7 protein-coding genes are annotated in these 7,350 nt (G+C 45.4%); all 7 read right to left on the bottom strand.

The window, feature by feature from the left end; translation table 11 throughout:
* Window positions 1–129 precede the first annotated feature (129 nt).
* From BCF53_RS15185 to BCF53_RS15155, 7 genes are read right to left on the bottom strand one after another with little or no spacing between them, the layout of a single operon-like run.
* Window positions 130–1,113: an NAD(P)-dependent oxidoreductase gene (locus tag BCF53_RS15185; RefSeq protein WP_132702888.1), complete on the bottom strand. Its 984-nt coding sequence runs from the start codon at window positions 1,111–1,113 to the stop codon at window positions 130–132.
* Window positions 1,110–2,186 (bottom strand): histidinol-phosphate transaminase, encoded by a 1,077-nt coding sequence (gene hisC, locus BCF53_RS15180; RefSeq protein WP_165901937.1) that lies wholly within the window; start codon window positions 2,184–2,186, stop codon window positions 1,110–1,112. Before hisC ends, BCF53_RS15185 begins: the two co-directional genes overlap by 4 nt.
* 51 nt (window positions 2,187–2,237) lie before the next feature.
* Window positions 2,238–3,380: an acetylornithine deacetylase gene (argE, locus tag BCF53_RS15175; RefSeq protein WP_132702884.1), complete on the bottom strand. Its 1,143-nt coding sequence runs from the start codon at window positions 3,378–3,380 to the stop codon at window positions 2,238–2,240.
* Window positions 3,381–4,943, bottom strand: a complete 1,563-nt coding sequence (locus BCF53_RS15170; RefSeq protein ID WP_132702882.1) for a tripartite tricarboxylate transporter permease — start codon at window positions 4,941–4,943, stop codon at window positions 3,381–3,383.
* 9 nt (window positions 4,944–4,952) lie between these two features.
* The gene (locus BCF53_RS15165) at window positions 4,953–5,372 is read right to left on the bottom strand and encodes a hypothetical protein (protein WP_132702880.1); all 420 of its coding nucleotides are present in this window, start codon (window positions 5,370–5,372) and stop codon (window positions 4,953–4,955) included.
* Window positions 5,373–5,429: 57 nt separating this feature from the next.
* Entirely contained in the window at window positions 5,430–6,383 is a 954-nt protein-coding gene (locus BCF53_RS15160; protein WP_132702878.1) for a tripartite tricarboxylate transporter substrate binding protein, read from the bottom strand.
* A gap of 45 nt (window positions 6,384–6,428) precedes the next feature.
* A complete protein-coding gene (locus BCF53_RS15155; protein WP_165901936.1) occupies window positions 6,429–6,941 on the bottom strand; it encodes a MarR family winged helix-turn-helix transcriptional regulator in 513 nt (170 codons plus the stop codon).
* Window positions 6,942–7,350 lie beyond the last annotated feature (409 nt).

The raw sequence follows: 7,350 nt of genomic DNA, 5'->3' as shown, positions 1-7,350 counted from the left end.
CGGTCGTTATCAGAAATATGTAGTGGCGATGATGTTCTCATGCGGCCATTGTACTACAATCTTTTTAATTACTTAACTTTCCGCATGGCCCACTAGGCCGGTATTAGATGTGTGCCTTAAGTGTGGAAGTTAGCAAATCTGATTGGCCGTATAGCCACTTTCTTTGAAATCCTGCAATGCCATTATTGCTGAATTAACCATATCTACAGAGGCCTGACGTGTGAAGAATGAATGGTGCGTTGTTATCTGGACGTTATCCATGTTTAACAGTGTGTTAAGGCTCTTGTGAGTGATTTCTTTTTCGCTATAGTCATAACGGAAAAAGTCGAGTTCATCTTCAATTACATCCAGTGCAGCGGCTGATACTTTTCCACTTTTCAGTGCATTAATTAATGCTTCCGAGTCAATTAACTCCCCGCGGGCGTTATTGACGATGCAGACGTTATCTTTCATCGTCTTGAACGCACTCTCATCCAGAAGGTGGTATGTCGATTCAAGCAATGGAGCATGCAGTGTTATTACGTCAGACTGTTGCAGTACTTCCTGCAGAGGAAGATATTCCACTAAGCCCTTAACTTCGTTGCTCTCATGTAGGTCATGCGCAATGATTCTGCAACCGAAACCAGAAAGCCTTTTTACGACGCTTTGGCCTATCTTTCCCGTTCCTATGACGCCAACTGTTTGGTCGTGGAGTTCTCTGCCTTCTAAGCCAAACAGGGTAAAGTCTTTTCTTCGTAATTTACTTTGAGAAAAAGATAGTTTTCTTAGCGACGTTAAAATCGACATCACGGTAAATTCACCCACTGAATGTGGTGAATAGCTGGAGTTGCTAAACCTGAGTTCGAGTTCTTTGCAGGCTTCCACGTCTAAGTTTTCATAGCCGACTGCTTTTGTCGAAATATACTTAACGCCGTAGTGCTTCAGCTGAGTCAAAACATCTCTGCCCAGATTGCACTTTCCAGCACAAGATATCGCTTCATACCCTTCAGCAAGGTGTACGTTTTCCATACTAAGCGGCGTATTGACAATATCAACCTCGACGCCACGTTGTGCTGCAATCTCTTCAACGTCAGCTATTTGGTTTTTGAATACGCTAAAAAATAGTATCTTCATTTGATCTCCTTAAGTGCAGAAACCAGTATTTTGTTTTCGCTCTCAGTACCTATTGTAATGCGAACAAACTTACCCATTGGTCTGATAATGCAGCCTTTTTTAAGTAGCTCTTCGTAGATGTGGCTTGCTTCAGCCTTCATGTCTACAAACAGGAAGTTGGCTTCTGAAGGAATAATATCAAAGCCCATGGCGCTAAACTCTTGAGTTAAGAATTTCTTGCCAACTTTGTTTACTGTGTTTACTTCTTCCAAAAACTCATCATCGTCTAGTGCGGCTTCCGCCGCTGCCAGTGCTGGACTACTTGTAACGAATGTTTGATGAGCCTGGTAAAGGGTATCTATGATTTGCTTACAGGCGAGCCCATACCCGATTCTTAAGCCTGCCAAGCCATAAATTTTGGAGAAGGTTCTTACAATGAGTAGGTTATTATGCTGTTTTAACCCCTTAAGTGAATCTGCCTGATCTCTGTTTTCTACGTACTCAATGTAGGCTTCGTCTACTATAATCAGAATGTCTTTAGGTACTTGCTTCAGGAATTTTTCGATTTCGGCAAAGGTAAGAATTGTTCCGGTGGGGTTATTAGGGTTGCAAATAATAATCAGCTTTGTTTTTTCTGTAATGGCTTCTGCCATGCCAGCTAAGTTGTACGCGTAATCTTTGGTCAGAGGAATTTCGACCGGAATTCCTCCATTTCTGACAGTATTGTTGTAATAGGCAGGGAAAGTTGGTTTGCTGTATACAACTTCGTCACCTTCCTCAATCAGTATTTCGGTTACTAACCTTAAAACACCACTGGCACCATTAGATACAATGACTTCATCTTTTGAGACTCCAAGCTTACGACCAATGGCCTCTCTTAAAGAAACAGCGCTTGGATCTGGGTATATGTTAACAACATTAGCCATGTTGTTGAGCGCTGCTATACCCTTTGGTGAAACGCCAACCGGATTTTCATTAGATGCGAGTTTAATCAGAGATTCTAATCCGTACTCCTCTTTCTTTTGGTCAATATTGGCGCCGGGAATATAAGGGCGCACTTTAGAAAAAGCACGATTTGTTCTTTCAGTTATCATATTCATTGTTCCTAAATTCTTATTGGTGGTTAATGTAGTCGTGCCATATAGCTACATTTGCAGATCGATTAACTTGGCTAGACACTCATCTATAGCGTTCATCTGCTCGATTTCGATAAACTCGTTGGCTTGGTGCGCCTGGTTAATACTTCCGGGGCCAAACACGACGGTAGAGAAACCTGCCTCCTGGAAGTGGCCTGCTTCTGTACCAAAACCCACTGCACCTGAAGGTCTTGGGCCTACCAGAAGTTCACAGATTTTTACTGCCTCGCTGTTCTCTTCGGGCTTAAACGCTGGAATGTTATTTTCGATAACCACTTGGGCTGAGCATTCTGGCGCGTGATTCTGCATTCGCTTTTCAACATCAGAAACGATTCTTTCAAATTTAAGTTTGTGAGTGCCTACTGTTTCTGTAGGCATGAATCGTGTAGCCAACGTCATTTCGCAGTTTTGCGCGAAGACATTTGGTGCCGTTCCGCCAGAGATCAACCCCGTATTGATAACCGTATAGTTTGGATTAAGGGCACTATCTTTATACGGGCTGGCCTTTAATTCGTCAGCATATTCCGAAAGGCCCTGTAATACTTTTCCTGCGTAATGGATGGCACTAACCCCCAGGCTTGGTTGGCTCGAATGGCCCGCTTTCCCGGTTAAGCAGATCTTGCTCCGGAACGAGCCCTTGTGCTGGGTTATTGGTTGCATCTCGGTTGGTTCGCCGATAATTACGGCTCTCGGGCGCGGAATTATATCGGCGATGTCGTCGATTAAACGCGGGACACCCAGGCAACCAATTTCTTCATCGTATGAAAGAGCAAGGTAAAGTGGTTTAGAAAGGGGTTGTGCACTGGCTTTTATCAACGCGGCCAACGCTGAGGCAATAAACCCCTTCATATCGCAGGTGCCTCGTCCGTACAGTCGGCCATCTCGTTCGGTTAACGTAAATGGATCGCTTTTCCATTCCTGACCCACTACAGGAACAACATCGGTATGCCCACTTAAAATAACGCCACCACTAACCCGTGGACCTACGCTGGCAAATATATTTTGCTTTGTGCCTTCATCATTTGTGGTTAGGCGATATTCGATACCATGTTTACCCAGCAACTCGGTCACCCAGGAAACAAGTTCTAAATTAGACTTGCTGCTGACCGTATCAAACGAGACAAGTTTTTCTAGCAATTTGATACTGTTCATTTAAGCCTCTTCTGGTTGTAGGTTTTCGTTGAATTCTGGTTCGCTTTTACTTTCTTTCGGCTGCTTAGGTTTGTTGTTTTTTTTTCGTATGTTTAGCCAATAGACTGCAAAAACAGACATTCCGAACAGAACCAATGCAACAGGGTGGTTAACGAGGCGCAGTGGGTCTCCCCGTAGAATGGCAGCAGACTGACCGAGCGCCAGTTCAAACCTAGGGGCCAGGAAGAAGGCTATTATAAAAACAACAACAGGATAATTTAGCGCAGTCATGACAAGACCGATCAGGGCGAAAATCAACATGATGTAGACGCCAAAAATACCACCGGTCGCTAGGTAGACACCGGCTACACAGAAAACCATTGCTGCTGAAAAAATCAGAGATTCGGGCGCTGTAATTAGTTTTGCCCATATACGTAAACCAAATAGACCGATGATGAAATTGCACAGATTCGCCATTAGCATCGCGCCAAACAACCCGTAAACAAGCTGCCCTTGAGATTCAAACAACAGTGGACCCGGCTGAATGCCTTGGATAAGAAACGCACCGATTAACATCGCTGATGATGCGGAGCCCGGCAGCCCAAGAGTAAGCAGAGGCATCATGTCGGCCCCGGCGACAGAGCTGTTGGCACTTTCAGTTGCTGCAATACCGCGTATATCGCCTTTGCCGAATTTCTCAGGCTGCGCAGAAGATTGCTTCGTAGAGGCATAGCTCATAAAGGCGGCTGCAGTGGAGCCCATGCCGGGTACCGCCCCGATGCCGGTTCCAATTAAGGCGCCGCGTAACAATACAAACTTACAACTCCAATATTCCTTGAAGCTAATGCGCTTGTCTTCCCGCGGTTGGTCTTTAGGGAAATTTACTGCTGGTCGAATTTCACCTGTCATCGAAATAAGGCGACGGATGATTTCCGCAAATGCCAGTGTGCCAATAGCAACTGCGGCTATCGGGAACCCATCGTAAAGGTCGTAAAAACCGAATAGAAACCTCGGGGTCGAGTGTTCAGGGTCTAAGCCCACCGTCGCGGCTAACAGTCCCAATGCTGTGGCAATGATACCTCGGGTTACAGAGGCACCGATCAATCCGGAAATCAGTGAAAAAGCAAAGACCATCAATGCGAAGACTTCGACAGGCCCCATTTTTAGTGCAATAACCGCCAATGGTGCAGCAACGGTAATCAGAACAATATCACTGAAGGTGTCTCCGGTGACTGATGAGTACAATGCCATCTTCAATGCTTTTAATGGCTTTCCCTTCTTGGAAAGAGGGTGGCCATCAATTGCTGTTGCGGCTGCGTCGGGTGTACCGGGCGTATTAATTAGAATGGCCGGTATAGCGCCACCAACCAAGCCGCCTTTGTTGATCCCGATTAACAGACCAATGGCAGGCAGCGGATTTAAAACAAAGGTGAACGGTACTGCAATGGCCATTGTCATTACCGGGCCAATGCCGGGCATTGCACCAACAAATTGCCCTACAATGACACCCGCAATCACATAGAGCATGTTTGTTAGTGTGAGTGCGTCTGAAAAGCCTGCGAGAATTACTGAAAAGTCAGTCATGATTCACTCCTACATTAAAACCCGGTCAAGTACATTTTCTACCAGTAGCCAAACAGAAATAGGAATCACTGTGCTGCCCAGAAAAAGCCAGTGCAACCGACGTTCACCAATACCCAGCATGACACCAAGCGCCAGAATGGGGGCTCCGTACTCGAACCCGAAACGCGTCATGATGGTGATGCTGGTAATAACAAAGATCGCGAAAATTGCCGCGCGCAAACAAAGAGTTGGGTTAAATTTGACGCTTACCTTGGTCGAAAAAAGCTGAAATACTGCCGCGATAATGATGATCCAAATTGAGATCGTTGGAACTGTAGCGGGTACGATTCGGGCGTTTTCAATATGGTCGATTTGCCCAGGCATAATGACGAAATAGAGAAAAAGCATCCCCAGAATAAGTATGACTGTCTGCAATCGTTCTAACGTCATTGACATGGTCTCCTGCATAAAAAGGGGTTGCTGCGCAGCGAAGCGCAGCTATTTTGTTTACTTAGAATCTGCAACTAGCTTGGTCATCATTGCCAGGCTGTTTTTCAGCTCGGCCTCGGTGCCAGCAGGGCCAAGGTTTTGCGCCTCTGTTTTCATGGTGTTTTCGATCAATTCAATGACGGCTTCAGATTTAAGTGCTTCCTCCAGCGCTGCTGAAAGTGCGGCTTTAACGTTCTCTGGCAAGCCTTTCGGTGCCGTCAGATAGAAATATGGGTTCAATGAGTAGTTAAAGCCCTGCTCGATAAGAGAGGAGGTTTCAGGTGAATAGGGCTGTCGCACATTAGTAGCCACGGCCAGCATTTTTAAGTCACCAGACTTCAGGTATTCAATATGAGCGCCCGCTCCAAAACCCGCCTGTATTTGCCCACCGAGCAGGCTTTGAATTTGCTCAGAGCCGCTTTTATGGCTGACTGTCACAATATCAGCGCCGGTATCTGCATTAATGGCGTTGATGATTAGCTTTTGCGGTCCACCATCGAACCCTACTAAATAGCCGCCGTTGGCTTTCGATTGCTCAATAAACTCAGCAAATGTATTAAAAGGTGCATCAGCACGGGCGATGACGGCTAAAGGACTGGTGACAACCGTACCGATGTAGTCAAAGCTATCTAAGTTGAATGGCAGGCTGTCACCACGGGTTGCGATATTCATCAGTGTTGCCATCGTTACGCCCAAGCCTATTTTTGTACCATCGGCTTTGTCGCGCGCTAAACCAGAGAGCATTGCCACACCACCACCGCCGGGTTTGTTTTCAACAATGACATCCCAACCGTTGTTAGTTTCAATGGCCGAGGCGATTACACGACCGATAACATCAGTGGCACCGCCTGGGCCAAAGCCAATTTTCAGTGTAATGGGGCCACTCGGAGTCCAATCACTTGCTATTGCTACCCCGGAAAGCAAAAGTGATGTCGTTAGTACGATTTTTTTCAACAGGTGATTGATCTTCATTTTTTTTCCTTCAATTTAAATATGAACAGTCGGATTGGCGTTGCGTCACGATTCAGATTGTTCGTTGTTTGAATGATTTTTTGTCGCGGCTTTGGCTACCTTTGCGCTGAGGCTAACAAAGGTTTCAAGCTCAGATTCTGTAAGTGCGGCCGTCAGTTCGTCATGGAAGTTATCTATGATTACACTGAGTTTTTTGTGGTAAGAGATACCACGTTTGGTAATTGAAAAACTCCATGTGCGTTTGTCATGAACTGATCGTTGAGAGGTTACGAATCCTTTTTTCTCTAAGTCTGAAAGCGCCCGGCTCATTTGGCCTTGATCAACATTGGCGAAAATGACCAACTCTTTTTGCGATGAGCTTCCAAACGTAGACAGCCCTCTAAGGGCGCGCCAGCTGGCTAAATTAAGGTCTGAATTATTTTTAATAAGGCATTCAAGTTCAGACAACAACAGGTTCGATAGTTTGTTAGTAACATGTGTGACGACGGATGTGCCAGGGGTATGGCCTCTGCCTATCGAAGGTGTTTTTTCTAAAATATCTTGAATTGACGTGTTCATGACTTGTCCATGTAAATATATATGTGTTGACATACTATGTATCAACATATGTACAATTCTCATGCCAATTGCGGGGATGCCTTTAAACGTGGACGTTAAGGTCTTTGATGAGTCAAAAGGAGTCGTCAGGTATTTTTAAAATGATAAATATTGATGCAAAGGATTACCCCCAGTGCACAGTATTAGATCAATATCTGGCAGTAATACTTTGCTGTGCTGGCCTCTGGTGGGTAAGCAACCGGTAAGGCCGTTCCGTTAAGAGTCGGCTTGGCTTTAAAGGTGCAGACAGAGGGTTCTGAGTTCTTAGATTCTCGAAAATCGATAAGTACCGACCAGCTATTTCCGCTATCGTATCTGTGTTTGCGTATGCTACAGGAGCATAACCATGCTAAAAGTCTTAATCTACGGC

This window comes from Reinekea marinisedimentorum, from assembly GCF_004341165.1.
Classification (GTDB): Bacteria; Pseudomonadota; Gammaproteobacteria; order Pseudomonadales; family Natronospirillaceae; genus Reinekea; species Reinekea marinisedimentorum.
Note: the sequence above shows the minus strand (reverse complement) of the source record. Positions and strands in the feature narration are given on the sequence as shown.

Excerpts from the sequence above, each read along its gene's own strand:
- BCF53_RS15185 (WP_132702888.1), bottom strand. The coding sequence starts at position 1,113 with ATGAAGATACTATTTTTTAGCGTATTCAAAAACCAAATAGCTGACGTT.
- hisC (WP_165901937.1), bottom strand. The coding sequence starts at position 2,186 with ATGATAACTGAAAGAACAAATCGTGCTTTTTCTAAAGTGCGCCCTTAT.
- argE (WP_132702884.1), bottom strand. The coding sequence starts at position 3,380 with ATGAACAGTATCAAATTGCTAGAAAAACTTGTCTCGTTTGATACGGTC.
- BCF53_RS15170 (WP_132702882.1), bottom strand. The coding sequence starts at position 4,943 with ATGACTGACTTTTCAGTAATTCTCGCAGGCTTTTCAGACGCACTCACA.
- BCF53_RS15165 (WP_132702880.1), bottom strand. The coding sequence starts at position 5,372 with ATGACGTTAGAACGATTGCAGACAGTCATACTTATTCTGGGGATGCTT.
- BCF53_RS15160 (WP_132702878.1), bottom strand. The coding sequence starts at position 6,383 with ATGAAGATCAATCACCTGTTGAAAAAAATCGTACTAACGACATCACTT.
- BCF53_RS15155 (WP_165901936.1), bottom strand. The coding sequence starts at position 6,941 with ATGAACACGTCAATTCAAGATATTTTAGAAAAAACACCTTCGATAGGC.